Here is a 15,466-nt window from a genome sequence, read left to right as displayed (position 1 = left end):
TGAATCTTATCGATTTAAACATCGTAATTAAGAAATAATAAAAGTGGAACACTTTTAAAGGATCTTTGTGGTTCAATTTTGGAAGATCATTGACAAGCTAGAGTATTACAGCCAATCGGCTAATATGATGAGTAGTGCTTTCGACACAATGGCCGGTGTAATGGCGAACGCAGCGGGTAAACAATCCGGTATTTATAAGGTGATGTTTGCTACATCAAAAGCCTTTGCTATCGCAGAAAGTATCATCAAGATCCAACAAGGTATCGCAAATGCAGCAGCACTCCCGTTTCCTGCTAATTTACCCGCAATGGCAAGTGTTGCTGCTGCAACTGCAAATATTGTAGCGACAATACAAAGCGTTCAAATGGGCTTTGCCACTGGCGGCTACACTGGAGACGGTGGAAAATATACGCCTGCAGGGATTGTGCATCGGGGCGAATATGTGATCACCAAAGAAGCTACTGCCCGTCTCGGCTTGGATTATCTCAATTACCTCAACTACGGCAAACGGGGCTTTTCCGGTGGCGGCGGGGTTGCCGTGCCGAGAGTGCCAAGTATGAATAGTCGGTATGGTTCACAGCCAAATGTGAGTGTCAATGTGATCAATAATGGGAAGCCAATGCAGGCGGAGGTAAATACAACACAAAGTGGTAATGACCTACAAATTACTGTCGAGTTAATCGACAAAATTGCTGATCAACGTATCGTCAAAATCAAATGAAGGATTTTAGAATAGGTGGTCAGTTATCTCGGTATGCAATGTAATTCAGAGGTTAAATTATGAATAACACAATTAATGCACGCTCTTTAAATAATAGAACAATTTTAACCATCATTATCGCTGTTTTATCAGAAGAACAACGAAATAAGATCATAGCACTATTATCAGAGTTAGAAAGCAATATAGCTAAAAGTAATAATGAATCAGTACCACCAGTATTAGATGATTTACAAGGCTTTTTGCATTTGATCAAAAATTCAAAATAGGGGAGGAAAATGACATTACAGCACCTACCTTTCTGCCCCCAACCGGGTTTTACGGTGGAAAACGAACCCCGCCGCAAAGTGAATCAGTTTGGCGACGGCTACCAACAACGGCGGGCAGACGGGCTCAATCCCCTGTTGCAAAAATATTCTCTGACATTCAACCTCAATCCCCAACAAGCGATCATTTTAGACTGCTTTTTTGTGTATAGGTACATTATACACTTATTAACTAATGTGTAAATAGATTAGTTACATGCCAAGGAGATATAATGCCAATCCCCGTCCCACTAAAACACCAAATTATCACCATCAAACCGCAATGCCACTTGAATCCTGCAGTTTTGTCATTTTGGAGTATCAGAAAAACGAACCAGTATTCCTCCTTATGAGAATGTGGCTGCTGATCCCGAAGATCACTTTGCGATTGAACATGGCTTCCTATACGATTATATCATATGTCTTTCACACCACAAATCATACCTCAAAACCAACCGCTTACCATCTATTTTTTAATGCGGCGTCGTTGATTCCAGCCGACTAAGGCTGCCAATAGCAGTGCCGGTATCATCATCAATTCTTTCGGTAACGCATTTTGTGGTACGGAGACCGCCAGAATGGTTTGATCCCAATTCAAACCGACTTTAGCTGCCGGAGAATCAATTTCTACATTATCAATAATGATTTTTGCAGACGATTGTCCGTCAATCTCAATGGTTTCACCTGTCTCAAGTAGCGTTAAGCCGAGGGCTTTCAGCCGTTCTTGCCCAGAATTGCCCTCCGGCACACTTAATTCAGAGTAGAACTCGATAGCTTTACCATAAGGGTTTAAACCTGATACTTTAAGTTTGAAAGTCTCGCCCACAGTCGATTGCTCAAGGGCTTGTACAAATTGAGTAGGAAGAATATCCCGCTCACTCGGCGAAATCCGTTCCATAAAAAAGCCCGGTCGAAACAACATAAAGACAGCTAAAACTAACACGGCGGTTTCCCACACTTTGTTTTTAGTGAGGAAATAGTGCATTGTCGCCGCGGTGAACAGTAAGATCCCGATGGTTGCTGTTACAAACACCAATATGCCTTTTGCCCAACCGACATCAATCAGCAACAAATCGGTATTGAAAATAAACAGGAACGGTAAAATAGCGGTTCGAAGGCTGTAAAAGAACGCAACAATCCCTGTTTTAATCGGGCTACCGCCGGAAATCGCCGCTGCCGCAAACGAGGCAAGCCCTACCGGCGGGGTTACGTCCGCCATTATGCCGAAATAGAAGACGAATAAATGTACTGCAATGAGCGGCACAATTAAACCGTTCTGTTTGCCGACTTCAACAATCACTAACGCCATCAGTGAAGAGACCACGATATAATTCGCCGTAGTCGGCAGCCCCATTCCTAAGATTAAGCTGAAAATCGCCACTAAAATCAGCATCAGCAGAACATTACCCATTGATAACATTTCGATAATGCCGGACAGTTGCACGCCAAAGCCGGTCAGAGACACAACGCCGACAATAATCCCCGCTGTTGCAGTAGCAATACCGATGCCGATCATATTTCTCGCACCGCTCTCCAAGCCGTCTACCAATTCTTGTACGCCTTGTTTAAACAGTCTGACCTTACAATGCGGTTCTCGGCGGAACAGGCTTAACAACGGACGTTGCGTGAGCAGGATCACTGTGAGGGTCATTGTTCCCCAAAATGCAGATAGCCCCGGCGACATTCGCTCGATCATCAAACACCACATCAGCACCACAACCGGCAATAAGTAATGCAATCCCGCATTGACGGTCGGCTTGGTGGAAGGCAGTTTAACGATTTTAGCGTTCGGATCATCAGGTTCGAGATCCGGAAAGGTCGCAACACGGCGGATTAAGATCAAATATACTACCGCCAGCAGTGCCAATACAATGATAAAGGCAAAATCAGGGGTTGCCGATTTTAGCCAGCCCAGCCCGAAGTCCAATGCGAAATAAGCGACACAAATCACCAAGAAATTCGCTAATACTCTAATTAGACTGACCAACATTGGACTTGGCGGATCAGTTCTTTCCAGCCCTTTCAGCCCCATTTTTTGCGCTTCAAGATGCACAATATAGACTAGGGCAATATAGGAAATCAGTGCTGGTAAAAAAGCGTGGGTGATCAACTGGCTATAAGGCATATTGACGTATTCAATCATCAAAAACGCCGCAGCCCCCATTACCGGTGGCATAATTTGCCCGTTTACCGAGGACGCCACTTCCACCGCACCCGCTTTTTCCGGGCTAAATCCGACCCGCTTCATCATTGGAATAGTAAATGTGCCGGTTGTTACCACATTGGCAATTGATGAGCCGGACACTAACCCTGTGAGTGCCGAAGAGACCACTGCAGCTTTCGCCGGTCCACCGTTCAAATGCCCCAAATACGCAAAGGCTGTTTTAATAAAGTAGTTGCCTGCCCCGGCTTTGTCGAGTAATGCCCCAAATAAGACGAAGAGGAATACATATTTGGTCGATACCCCTAATGCTACACCAAACACCCCTTCGGTTGTGATCCATTGTTGATTGACAATTTGTGAGAGAGAACCGGAGCGATGACTGATGATCCAGTCTGTCGGCAAGAATTGTCCGGCATAGTTGTAGATTAAAAACACACCCGAAATAATTACCAACGGCAGACCTAAGCTGCGACGGCAGGCTTCCAGCAAAATCAGAATACCTAAGCAGCCGGCAATAATATCTTGCGTATTCGGTGCACCGAAGCGGGTAACCAAGCCTTCATAAAAGAAAATATAATAAGCCCCTAAAAATGCGCCGAGAAGGGCAAATAACCAGTCTTGATAGGGTATTCGGTGTTTAGGGGAATTGGCAAAAGCCGGAAAAGAGAGATAAGCAAGGAAGAGTGCAAACGCCAAGTGAATGGAACGGGCTTTAGTGTCGTCCACCACCACATTAAGATGAAGTCCCCACTCCCTTACCAACTCTTGCAGCCAAAACGGAAAAGGCGAGGTGTAATAGAGTTGAAAAACAGACCATAAAATCGCCGTGATAATAATGAGTTTTTTGGCAAACCCTGTCGGATTACGACCACCGGCATCATTTGATGCAACCATATCTTGCAGATCGTCATAATCTAAAGTGTTAGGGCGAGAATTAGACATAGTGCCTCCGAGAGAAAACGACATTGCAAGCGGTCGGATTGGGGCATTTTTTTACAAATTCTGCCACCAATCTTACCGCTTGCCTATCAAATATAAAATGAGAAACGATTATTTGATCCAACCACGTTCTTTATAATAACGCACGGCACCGTCGTGTAATGGCGCAGATAGTGCATTTTTAATCATCTCTTCTTCTTTCAAATTAGCAAACGCCGGATGTAAACGTTTGAAGCGATCAAAATTATCAAATACCGCTTTTACTACCGCATACACTTTGTCATCTTCCACATCGGCGGAGGTAACTAAGGTCGCATAAACCCCGAAAGTATCTACCGGATTATCACTTCCTTTATACAAGCCGCCCGGAATGACCGCTTTAGCGTAGTAAGAGTGTTCGGCAACCAGTTTATCAATTGCCTCGCCAGATACCGGCACTAAATGTGCATCGCACGAAGCCGCCGCTTCTTTTAATGCTCCGTTCGGATGACCGACATTATAGGTAATCGCATCTAAATTGTTGTCGCACATTACCGATGCCATTTCGGACGGTTTCAATTCGGAAGCGACTTTAAACGCTTTATCCGTCCAACCTTTTGCCGCTAAAATCACGTTCATTGTCGCCCGTGTGCCTGAACCCGGATCGCCCACATTCACCCGTTTGCCCTTCAAATCGTCAAAATGTTTAATGCCTGAATCATCTCGTGCCATTACAGTGAACGGTTCGGGGTGAATAGAGAAGACTGCACGCAATTTCTCGTTTTTCTTGCCTTCAAATGAACTTGAACCGTTATAAGCGTGGTACTGCCAGTCGGATTGTGCAATCCCCATATCCATTTGTTTATCGGCAATCGCATTCAGATTTGCTACCGATGCTCCTGTTGAAGGCGCATTACATTTAATCTGTGTTTTTGCCGTATCACGGTTCACCAATTGGCATATGGATTGCCCGACCACATAATATACGCCGGTTTGACCGCCTGTGCCGATCGTAATGAATTTTTCTTCGGCTTGAACCGACAACGCACTCATCGCTAATGTTGCCGCAACGGAAAAGGTTAGATATTTTTTCATTTAAAAGCCCTCTGATTAAAATGGACGCGAATGTTGTGTTATTTTCACCTGAAAATGGAGATAAGATATACGCCTATCTCCAATGACGCAATCGTTTTCTTTTAAAAATATGAACCATTTCACATTTTTTTAACACTAATGTCCGCAAAGGCATAAGGCGGCTATGCTAAAATACCGTTGTTTGCAGACAATAAAGAACAAAAATGGAATTTTTTATCCCGAAAGCAGAAGTGATTTTTGAAGAAGAGATCAAAAAAAGCCGATTTATCACCTATCTACGCCACACAGAAGGGCTTGAGCAAGCCAAACAGTTTTGGGCGGAAATCAGAGCTTTACACCCTCACGCCCGTCATCACTGCTGGGCTACGGTAGCAGCCAGTCCGCATAATTCGCAGCAGTACGGTTTTTCCGATGATGGCGAACCCGCCGGCACGGCAGGCAAACCAATGCTCAACTATTTACTCGGCAGTGGTTTAGGGGAAATTAGTGCGGTAGTGGTGCGTTATTACGGCGGCATTTTACTCGGCACGGGCGGCTTGGTAAAAGCCTACGGAAACGGGGTACAACAGGCACTCAGCCGGCTCGAAACCGTTCGCAAAGTATTACGCCAAAACTACCGATTGCAGTGTGAGTACGACCAATTTAACAGCCTCCAACACCTCTTTAACGAATGGGATATCAGCCTTGTTGAGCAACAATTTAGCGATAAAATTGATTTAATACTCGGCATCAACCCCAACCAACTGGCGACCATTCAACAACAACTCACCGAGCGTTTTGCAGGGAAGTTAGTATTAACTCAATATCTAAAATCAATAGAATAGGTAATAATCTGGTAATTGGATTCCAGATCATCAGAGCCCAAACAGGCTGAATCCGAAAGGCACACCTCAAAGATTATACCCGCATTGTTTAAACTGTAGCAGAAGGCAAGGTGGAGAAGTCAGATCTGAAATGTCTAGAAAAGCAAATGCTTCGCCTCAAAAAACTATAGAATCTAGAGGATTTGGAAAAGTATTTGGAGCAGCCTGCTCTAGAACATTAGGTATTATTGCTTATGGCATTTACTCCCTCAGAAATTAGCCACTGTCAAGATCTAGACTATAATGGAGAAGAATGTCATAAAAAAAGATTATAGCAAACTTTTTAATACTAAATAGGGAATTATGATATGGATAATTTATTTTGGATCAATAGTGATGGATCTCCTCTTATTATGCTGCCCCAAAAAAATGAAAGAGAGTGGTTAGGCTATAAATCTGAGTAGTATAGTATAGCCTGTTCTAGTAATGATTTCCTGACAGTACTAGACATAAATAATACACCAGTTATTGTTTTAGGAGATGAACCTCTTCCAACTTGCTTAATTATAATAAATGGCAAGCTATTTATTATTAGAAGTTATTGGATGAATGATGATAATGCTATTTACGATTTTATAGAAAAGCTTAGTAAAAACAATCTTAGTTTTTCAATTATGGAAGAAGTAAATCTTGTTTATAATGAAAGTAAATGGGTTGTTTTTGATGGTGCATATACTGTAGAAGAATCGGTTCATTGTAAATTAGAAGTAGATGTTTCAATAAAGTTTAATAAAATTATAACTTTTTCCTATGAAGATAACTTATCTTCATTTCTTGTACATTATTTTATTTAATATTAATTATACTAATGGTACTTTTTCGTGGAAATATAAGCACGAATATCCAGCTATAGAGCATATGAACTAATTGTTATGAGTAGATTACAAGATAAGATATTTAATTTAAAGCAAAAACAGATATTAGAATATTGGAAAGGTATGCCATATTTATCAGAACTGTTAAATAAAGCAGATAGTATTATTTATTACCCAGAAAGTGATGGTGTTCTTAAAAAGATGTCATCTAATTTTGATCGTAATTTTGATATGTATTATTATGATGTTTATAGACTAATAGATAGAATGGAGTTTAAAGAACCTATATATTTATTTTTATATGCAAAATCACATATTATGTTTTCAGAGAGTATTTGCCCTATATTTAAGTTTAACAGTATTAATAATTTTTGCTTAAGAAGTTTACTTAATAATCCTGAAGTATATTGTGTAAAAATATCTAATCTATATTTTTCAAAGATAATTGATATAGATAATATAGATAATCCAATTTCTAATGATTTAAGAGATATCTCTATTAAACATAATAATTACCGTAATATATTATCTAATATAAGAAATGTGGATAAAATAAATTTAATCTTCCCGCTATGACCCGCTCGGCAGACAGTTAAACAAGCGGTCGGCAACGCACGAAAATCTGCAAACGGATTTTGTGTGGGACGGCAGCCATTTAATCCAAGAGCAAAATGGAGAAAATCGCTACACCTACATTTCACCCACCCGGAGAGTTACGAACCGTTGGCGCAAATAAAAGACAATAGTGAAGTATCCTATTACCACTGCAACCAAATCGGGATACCGAGAAAGCTGGCCGACCGAGAGGGCAACCTACTGTGGCACGCCAGCTATAAGGGTTGGAGTAAGCTGCAAGGCGAACATAACCTGAAAGGTGTTCATCAGCCGTTAAGACTGCAAAACCAATACTTTGATAAAGAGACAGGGCATACGATTAAATCAGAACCGTTTCATAAAGGGATTGGTGAGTATTATGATAAGCAAATAGGAGTAAAAAAATGATGGTGGTTGCCAAGTTAAAATATTTAAAAGCTTTATTAGTCAGTATCTTATGTTTTCAACTAGGAGGATGTATACCTTTATTTTCTGCAAAAGAAATTATGAATAGTCGCTTTCCGGCAGAGCATTTTTTCTTTAATGAGCGTGCCGAAATGGGGCAGGCAATTTATCAAAATGATTTGAGTAAAGTGAAACGTTTGATTGCACAGGGGGTAAATGTCAATACCCAACCTGCAAACAATCAAGGTTTTACCTATTTGATGTATGCAGTGTTTTTAAAAGATAGGTTCGAAATTACCAAATATCTTTTAGAAAATGGTGCGGACCCAAATCAAATATCGGTAGTCGATTTTCCTGAATATAAATCCAAATATGTGAATATAGCTAATCAAGCAGGACAAGATGTATATTTACCTTTATCTTTAGCCTCTTCAAATCGAAAAATTGATTATATTAAATTATTATTAAAATATGGTGCAAAAGCAAATCGAGATTTAAATAAAGACTCTTATTATAAGCAATTTGGAGGAAATAAAGGGTTGCCACTTTTTGCAGCAGTAGATGCTGTTTATAATGAAAAAGGTTGGAGTAGAGAAGATTGGATGAATGATATTAAAAAAAGGATTGACCTATTAATTTCCTATGGTGCAGATATTAATGAACCTAATTATTTAGGTTTAAGCCTAGTTGATGAATCTAGTACAAATCTCGAAATTACCGAATATTTGATGAATAAAGGAGCAACCCCTAAATTATATGGTGAGAAATTGGCAAAAAAATTGCCAAAACTCTTGATCAAGGGGCGAGGTGATTACAATAAACGCTTAGAATTATTAAAACGATTAGAAAAAATGGGTTATCGCTACAAAGAGGAATAAAAAATTAAGACTAGTTTTTCCGATATTAAATGTTGTAAATGAGAAGTGGTGCAGTTCCTAATCGGATATCAGGGTCTAGGTATTTATCGATAGATAGTTAATCATCATCTACATAAACAAGGTGCGATGTTATCTTTAGTCTATAATAGAGGTAGTTCACTTAAAGGCGATAGTCGAAAAGAGATGAAACAAATTCAACAAGCGTTTAAAGCGGAGAATATCAGATGTACCGCAATATTTACTAAAAATGAAGATATTATGGGTAAATGATAAAAAAAGAGAGCTCTTATTAACAGAAGGGCATAAGAAGCTGAATTAATTAAAGAGAGGACTAAATAAGATGCAAAAAAATAAAATAACATTATGTTTTTTATTGCTGTTGAATATAAATATGAGTTTGGCATTACAACCAGAGGGTTTTGTGCATGCAAATGCGCTTGATAAATCCTGTAATTTTAATTCAATGAGACAATATGACATAGTTCGATGTGTCAGTAAAACATTTTTAATGGAAAGTGAAAAGTTTAAAAAAAATGAAAAATTTTTATTAGACAATGCAGATAAAAAAACCCTTGATGTTTATAAACCCTATCGGGATAAATGGCTAAAAGAGGGCTATTCTAAATGCAACGCATTGTTTCTAGAAGATGATGGTAGAGAAAAATATATAAATTATATAGATTGTGCTACTAAAGTATTAGAAGATAAAAATGAAACGTTAGAATTAAAGTTTATATGTAACGGTAAATTGTGCGATCTTGAGAATGATGAGTAATCTATATTGGAAGACATAATCTCTTGGTTAAACAAACTGACCGAGTGGTAAAACAGACTGTTATATTTATACGCCACAGGGATAGGTGAAAATAGACCATTAGATATTATCCCTGATGATAAGATGAAACACAGTGTTTACAGCGATCACACATTCGAAGCTAATCCCTCCCTAATAATTGCCAATGTTTCTGGGGCAAATATGATGCTAGATGCAACAAGATGCTACAATAGAAGAGCTCCCTTAAGTAGATGCAATTCCTGCTACAATGTTTTAACTAAGGTACTTAAAGATGAAATATAATAATATTTCTTTTATTTTAAAAGAATTAGAAAAAACACCAGATAGAAAAATAAGAAGAAAATTATATGATATTTTATTTAACTTAGAGTTTTCTGACATTACTAAAATAAATCAATGGAAAGAATTATTAGCTTTTTTAATGACTCATTCCAGGTATCAAGATAGTCAGGGTTTAGAACATTGGTATTCTGACTTATTATTATCTGATATAGAATGTAATGGGCTTTCTTTTTTATTACCAATTCTATTAGAGGAAGTTAATAACTTAAATAGTAACACATTCTATTATTTGTCAGAGTTGCTTATAAAAAACATATCTAAAAATAGATTATTAGAGTTTGTTGTTAAATTAAGAATAATAAACTCAAAAAATAGTTTATTATTAGCCGAACTATTAGATTTAAAGATAAAGTAAGGATAAATGCTAATGAAATTGCCACTTATTATAAATTATCGGGAAGATATAAATTTTTCACTCATATTTCTGAGTTAGAAGAATATATGGAAGTAGATAGTGTATTTATCTATGAGATATTTGATTTTTAGGTAAATTTATAAGAGATCAGGAAAGGGGATTTTTAGTAGTAATCCTCTATCTCAATATTATTAGTAAATATATAGTTATGAATAAAATAAAGAAAATATTATTTTTGCTACTGCTTTTTTATTGGGGTATTTCTATTTTTAAAGATACGACATACTTAGTATCTTTAGGAGATACACCAATTTATTTAAATAGTACTGATATTTTAGATAATTTAAAAAGTTCTGATAGATTGAAGAAAGGAGATGTTGTTACCATAAAAGGTATCATAGATCTAAAACATTATTTAGCGTATAAGGTAATTATAAATGGCGAGATTAGATATATTTTAGAGGGTGATTATATTATTATTGACAATAGTTTTTGGCGTGTCCTAGATAACGAGACAAACTCCCCTTAACTAATTGCTTTAAATGGAAATTTTTAGTTTTTAAATCACTGTTGCTAAAACGCTATTCTCACGCCTTCAATAAAATAGATTTTAGGAATAGCGTAGATGAAGTTCAGCTTGGTTCGAAAGATTCTCAATTCCACTGATATTATTATAACTGTCTGCAAAAATTGATGAATACGATAAATTTACTGCTTGCACCACGACCTATTTACGTTGTACTTACTACCTAAATAGCTCCCATCAGCCCGACTTCACCACCTAACATATCCAAATAGAGATTGTTTTGGTAAATCAGCAACCGATGGAAGCAGTAGATTGTGGTCGTTTTATTGATATTCACCAACTCAACTATTCTAACTGCCCCCTCTGAGATAAATAGCTCGATGAGTTTGTTTATGCCGACTTAGGCAAGTTTTTTCATCGCGTTATCTTAACCTAAACAAGAAATTTAGTCGTTATCTAGGACAGCCTTCAATTTTTACATTTTCTCTTTCAAAACCAACCGCTTGCTAAGCTAGGCTTTGCGCCAAGTTGTGCCGTTCGCACCGTCTTCTAACACAATGCCCATTGCGGTGAGCTTGTTGCGGGCTTCATCGGCTGCTGCCCAGTTTTTAGCGGCTCTGGCTTCATTACGTTGCCGAATTAACGCTTCAATCTCCGCCACATCATCATTATCCGCACTGCCCTGTAAGAAAGTTTCCGGTGCTTGTTCCAATAAGCCTAGCACTCCGCCAAGTTGTTTTAAACGAGCCGCTAATATATTAGCTTGAGCTGTATCGTCATTCTTCACTTTATTGATTTCACGAGCCAGCTCAAACAGTACCGCCAATGCCCCCGGTGTATTGAAATCATCGTCCATTGCGGCTTTAAAGGCGTCCACATAGGCGTCATTCTCTGTCGGTTCAACGGTGGTATCACAACCCCGCAAAGCCGTATATAAACGCTCTAACGCTTTGCGTGCCAAGCCGATATTTTCTTCACTGTAATCAAGCAAGCTACGGTATTGCGCGGTTAAGAAGAAATAACGCACACTTTCACAATCGTATTTATTCAAAATATCCCGAATGGTGAAGAAATTGTTCAGGGATTTTGACATTTTCTCTTCGTTGATCGTCAGCATTCCCGTGTGTAGCCAATAATTGACATATTGATCCCCGTGGGCACAGCAAGATTGCGCAATTTCGTTTTCGTGGTGTGGGAACATCAAATCCGAGCCGCCGCCGTGAATATCAAAATGCGTCCCCAGCTCTTTACTGTTCATAGCCGAACATTCAATATGCCAGCCGGGGCGACCTTTACCCCAAGGGGAATCCCAGCTCGGTTCGTTTTCTTTCGACATCTTCCACAGCACGAAATCCATCGGATTACGTTTCACCGATTTAATCTCGACTCTCGCCCCAGCTTGCAGTTGCTCTAAATTCTGGCGGGACAATGCCCCGTATTGCTTGAAAGATTCCACATTAAACATCACATCGCCGTCCTCTGCGACATAGGCGTGTCCCTTATCAATTAAGGTTTGCACCATCGCAATAATTTCCGAAATATGTTGTGTTGCTCTCGGCTCGACATCGGGGCGTAAAATGTTAAGTGCATCAAAATCCTTGTGCATTTCGGCGATCATACGTTCTACCAACTGATCGCAGCTTTCATTATTTTTGAGGGCTCGTTTGATGATTTTATCATCCACATCGGTGATATTTCGCACATAACGAAGATTGTAGCCCGAATAACGCAAATAACGAGCAATAACATCAAAGGACACAAAGGTACGCCCGTGCCCAAAATGGCAAAGATCATAAACCGTTACACCACATACATACATTCTCACTTGGTTCGGGTTAATCGGTTTAAACTCTTCTTTTTCACGTTTTAACGTATTGTAAATTTTGAGCATAACGTCCTCATTTGTATCTAAAAAATCCACCATTTTGCAAACAATCGGCTAAATCCGACCGCTTGCAATGCCTTTAAAATGATAAGAGTATAACGAATTTTTTGCAATTTTTGCCAAACTTTTTAATAATATCGTTCTAAACTCCCTTTCCCTGTTATAAGGAACCAAAATGATTACATTACATACCAATTTTGGCGAGATTAAAATCCAATTAGATTTTGACAAAGCGCCCATCACTGCTAAAAACTTTGAAGATTACTGCAAAGAAGGCTTTTACAACGGCACGATCTTCCACCGTGTGATTGACGGCTTTATGATTCAAGGCGGCGGAATGACGGTCGGTTTCACTGAAAAAGCGACCAAAGCACCGATTCAAAATGAAGCCAACAACCGTTTGAGCAATAAACGTGGTACGATCGCAATGGCTCGTACCGCCGATCCGCACTCTGCGTCATCGCAATTTTTTATCAATGTTGCCGATAACACCTTCTTAGATTACCGCTCTAAAGAGATGAACGGACGTGAAGTGGTGCAAGAGTGGGGTTATGCCGTCTTTGGTGAAGTAGTCGAAGGTATGGACGTTGTCGATAAAATCAAAGGTGTAGCAACCGGCAATAAAGGTTTCCACCAAGATGTCCCGAAAGAAGATGTGATCATCGAATCGGTTAGCGTGGCATAACGGCAAAAGGTTGGGTTATACCAACCTTTTCTTTTTTGAGTAATAAAAGGAGTCATAATGAACAGAAGACATTTCATTAAAATCGGCGCAACCAGTATTTTAGCCCTGAGTACTAACCGTTTTGCCTTTGCCGCCGGCGATAGCAAAGTGCATTTTCGCATTGTCGGCACAACCGATATTCACAGCTTTTTAACGGATTTTGACTATTACAAAGATGCCCCAACGGATAAATTTGGCTTTACCCGTGCCGCAACGTTAATTGAGCAAGCCCGCCAAGAAGCCAAAAACAGTGTACTGGTGGATAACGGCGATTTAATTCAAGGCAACCCGATTGCCGATTATCAAGCTGCCGTAGGGCATAAAGCCGGTGAGCCTCACCCTGCCGTTGCGGCACTCAATGCGATGGATTATGATGTCGGCACGCTCGGCAACCACGAATTCAACTACGGTTTAACCTACCTTGAGAGTGCTATCAAACAAGCCCAATTCCCGATCATCAATGCGAATATCGTTAAAGCCGGCACAGACGAGCCGCTTTATCAGCCTTATTTTATCCAACCGAAAGAGGTTGTTGATGAGGACGGCATTAAGCATACGCTCAATGTGGGCTATATCGGCTTTGTGCCGCCGCAAATTATGGTGTGGGACAAAGCGCATTTAGACGGCAAAGTGGAAGCCCGTGATATTGTGAAAACGGCGGAAAAATATGTGCCGCTCGTCAAAAAAGCCGGTGCGGATATTATCATCGCTCTTGCTCACACCGGCCCGTCCGATAAGCCATATCAAGAAGGGGCGGAGAATGCGGCTTTCTACCTTGCTGATGTCAAGGGCATTGATGCGGTTATTTTCGGGCATTCTCACCGCCTCTTCCCGAATAAAGAGTTTGCCGGCACTGCAAACGCCGATATTGAAAAAGGCACATTCAAAGGCGTGCCGGAAGCAATGGCGGGTTACTGGGCAAATAATATCAGCGTGATTGATTTAACCCTTGCTAAGCGGGGTAACGATTGGCTGGTAACGGACGGCAGTGCTGCACTACGCCCGATTTATGATACCGCCACTAAAACCGCCGTTGCAAAAAATCACCCCGAACTGACCGCTTTACTGCAACCGGTTCACGAGGCGACCCGCCAATTTGTCTCCCAGCCAATCGGCAAGGCGGACGATAATATGTATAGCTACCTCGCCTTAATTCAGGACGATCCGACCATTCAGATCGTCAATCAGGCACAGCGGGCTTATGTGGAAAATGCGGTAAAAGCCTTACCCGAACTTGCGGGTCTGCCGATTTTAAGTGCAGGCGCGCCGTTTAAAGCGGGCGGACGTAAAAACGATCCTAACGGTTATACGGAGGTAGATAAAGGCGAATTAACCTTCCGTAATGCCGCCGATTTGTACCTCTACCCGAACACACTTGTGGTGGTGAAAGTCAGTGGCGAACAGCTTAAAGAGTGGCTGGAGTGCAGTGCCGGAATGTTTAAGCAGATCGACCCGAATAGTGAACAACCTCAAACCCTAATTGATTGGGAGGGCTTCCGCACTTACAATTTTGATGTGATTGACGGGGTCGAATATCAATTTGATATTACCCAACCAGCACGCTATGACGGCGAATGTAAACTGATCAACCCGGCTTCCCAGCGGGTAATCAACCTTACGTTTAACGGCAAAGCCGTTGATCCAAAAGGGGAATTTTTAATTGCAACCAACAATTACCGTGCGTACAGCAATAAATTCCCCGGCACAGGCGATCAACATATCGTCTTTGCCTCACCGGACGAAAACCGCCAAATACTTGCCAATTACATTACCGCACAAACGCAGGCGCACGGAAAAGTCAGCCCAACTGCAAACGGTAACTGGCGGCTTGCACCAATCAAAACTCAAGTGAAATTGGATATTCGGGTTGAAACATCACCAACGGAAAAAGCGAAAGCCTTTATCAAAGAAAAAGCGCAATATCCAATGGAACAAGTAGGAACAGATGAAGTCGGCTTTGCGGTTTACCGTATTGACTTAACCCAGTAGCAAGCGGTCGGTTCGGCTGAATAATTCACAAAATGGGACGCTACGCGTGTCCCATTTATTTTGTCGATTTTAGTCTGAAACTCACCGCTTGCGG

At 40.3% G+C, this 15,466-nt stretch carries 16 protein-coding genes; 13 read left to right on the top strand and 3 right to left on the bottom strand.

Annotation, left to right across the window (positions count from 1 at the left end; all coding sequences use genetic code 11):
- Positions 1 to 67: 67 nt before the first annotated feature.
- Genes RO21_RS13440 through RO21_RS06740 form a run of 3 tightly spaced genes read left to right on the top strand, consistent with a single transcriptional unit; the run spans position 68 to position 1,227 of the window.
- Positions 68 to 721, top strand: a complete 654-nt coding sequence (locus RO21_RS13440) for a phage tail tape measure protein (protein WP_053067734.1) — start codon at positions 68 to 70, stop codon at positions 719 to 721.
- A gap of 59 nt (positions 722 to 780) precedes the next feature.
- Positions 781 to 987 (top strand): hypothetical protein, encoded by a 207-nt coding sequence (locus RO21_RS06745; RefSeq protein ID WP_047977032.1) that lies wholly within the window; start codon positions 781 to 783, stop codon positions 985 to 987.
- 9 nt (positions 988 to 996) lie between these two features.
- A complete protein-coding gene (locus tag RO21_RS06740; RefSeq protein WP_084724266.1) occupies positions 997 to 1,227 on the top strand; it encodes a phage tail protein in 231 nt (76 codons plus the stop codon).
- Positions 1,228 to 1,489: 262 nt separating this feature from the next.
- Here the strand turns inward: RO21_RS06740 and RO21_RS06735 are convergent, their stop codons facing one another.
- Both RO21_RS06735 and RO21_RS06730 read right to left on the bottom strand, forming a co-directional pair.
- Entirely contained in the window at positions 1,490 to 4,129 is a 2,640-nt protein-coding gene (locus tag RO21_RS06735; protein WP_047977031.1) for a TRAP transporter permease, read from the bottom strand.
- Positions 4,130 to 4,237: 108 nt separating this feature from the next.
- The gene (locus tag RO21_RS06730) at positions 4,238 to 5,200 is read right to left on the bottom strand and encodes a TAXI family TRAP transporter solute-binding subunit (protein ID WP_047977030.1); all 963 of its coding nucleotides are present in this window, start codon (positions 5,198 to 5,200) and stop codon (positions 4,238 to 4,240) included.
- A 203-nt stretch (positions 5,201 to 5,403) separates the two neighbouring features.
- Between RO21_RS06730 and RO21_RS06725 the strand changes: the two genes are divergently transcribed.
- The 8 genes from RO21_RS06725 (at position 5,404) to RO21_RS06690 (ending at position 10,777) form a co-directional block, all read left to right on the top strand.
- Positions 5,404 to 6,024 carry a YigZ family protein gene (locus RO21_RS06725; RefSeq protein ID WP_047977029.1) on the top strand — a complete coding sequence of 207 codons (621 nt, stop codon included), beginning with the start codon at positions 5,404 to 5,406 and terminating at the stop codon, positions 6,022 to 6,024.
- A 584-nt stretch (positions 6,025 to 6,608) separates the two neighbouring features.
- The gene (locus tag RO21_RS13435) at positions 6,609 to 6,857 is read left to right on the top strand and encodes a hypothetical protein (protein WP_047977028.1); all 249 of its coding nucleotides are present in this window, start codon (positions 6,609 to 6,611) and stop codon (positions 6,855 to 6,857) included.
- A 78-nt stretch (positions 6,858 to 6,935) separates the two neighbouring features.
- Positions 6,936 to 7,454 carry a hypothetical protein gene (locus RO21_RS06715; protein WP_047977027.1) on the top strand — a complete coding sequence of 173 codons (519 nt, stop codon included), beginning with the start codon at positions 6,936 to 6,938 and terminating at the stop codon, positions 7,452 to 7,454.
- 63 nt (positions 7,455 to 7,517) lie between these two features.
- Positions 7,518 to 7,880 carry an RHS domain-containing protein gene (locus RO21_RS06710; protein WP_053067733.1) on the top strand — a complete coding sequence of 121 codons (363 nt, stop codon included), beginning with the start codon at positions 7,518 to 7,520 and terminating at the stop codon, positions 7,878 to 7,880.
- Positions 7,877 to 8,755 carry an ankyrin repeat domain-containing protein gene (locus tag RO21_RS06705; RefSeq protein ID WP_047977026.1) on the top strand — a complete coding sequence of 293 codons (879 nt, stop codon included), beginning with the start codon at positions 7,877 to 7,879 and terminating at the stop codon, positions 8,753 to 8,755. Before RO21_RS06710 ends, RO21_RS06705 begins: the two co-directional genes overlap by 4 nt.
- Before the next feature lie 340 nt (positions 8,756 to 9,095).
- Entirely contained in the window at positions 9,096 to 9,530 is a 435-nt protein-coding gene (locus tag RO21_RS06700) for a hypothetical protein (RefSeq protein WP_047977025.1), read from the top strand.
- Between the two features lie 292 nt (positions 9,531 to 9,822).
- Positions 9,823 to 10,248 carry a hypothetical protein gene (locus tag RO21_RS06695; protein ID WP_047977024.1) on the top strand — a complete coding sequence of 142 codons (426 nt, stop codon included), beginning with the start codon at positions 9,823 to 9,825 and terminating at the stop codon, positions 10,246 to 10,248.
- Between the two features lie 208 nt (positions 10,249 to 10,456).
- The gene (locus RO21_RS06690; RefSeq protein ID WP_047977023.1) at positions 10,457 to 10,777 is read left to right on the top strand and encodes a hypothetical protein; all 321 of its coding nucleotides are present in this window, start codon (positions 10,457 to 10,459) and stop codon (positions 10,775 to 10,777) included.
- A gap of 508 nt (positions 10,778 to 11,285) precedes the next feature.
- Here the strand turns inward: RO21_RS06690 and cysS are convergent.
- On the bottom strand, positions 11,286 to 12,665 hold the full coding sequence (cysS, locus tag RO21_RS06685; RefSeq protein WP_047977038.1) for a cysteine--tRNA ligase: 1,380 nt from the start codon (positions 12,663 to 12,665) through the stop codon (positions 11,286 to 11,288).
- A 169-nt stretch (positions 12,666 to 12,834) separates the two neighbouring features.
- Between cysS and RO21_RS06680 the strand changes: the two genes are divergently transcribed.
- Both RO21_RS06680 and cpdB read left to right on the top strand, forming a co-directional pair.
- A complete protein-coding gene (locus RO21_RS06680; RefSeq protein WP_047977022.1) occupies positions 12,835 to 13,344 on the top strand; it encodes a peptidylprolyl isomerase in 510 nt (169 codons plus the stop codon).
- Positions 13,345 to 13,398: 54 nt separating this feature from the next.
- On the top strand, positions 13,399 to 15,372 hold the full coding sequence (gene cpdB / locus RO21_RS06675; protein WP_047977021.1) for a 2',3'-cyclic-nucleotide 2'-phosphodiesterase: 1,974 nt from the start codon (positions 13,399 to 13,401) through the stop codon (positions 15,370 to 15,372).
- Positions 15,373 to 15,466: the final 94 nt, after the last annotated feature.

This window comes from Muribacter muris (assembly GCF_001038205.1).
Taxonomy (GTDB): Bacteria; Pseudomonadota; Gammaproteobacteria; order Enterobacterales; family Pasteurellaceae; genus Muribacter; species Muribacter muris.
This window is presented reverse-complemented; position numbering and strand designations above follow the sequence as displayed.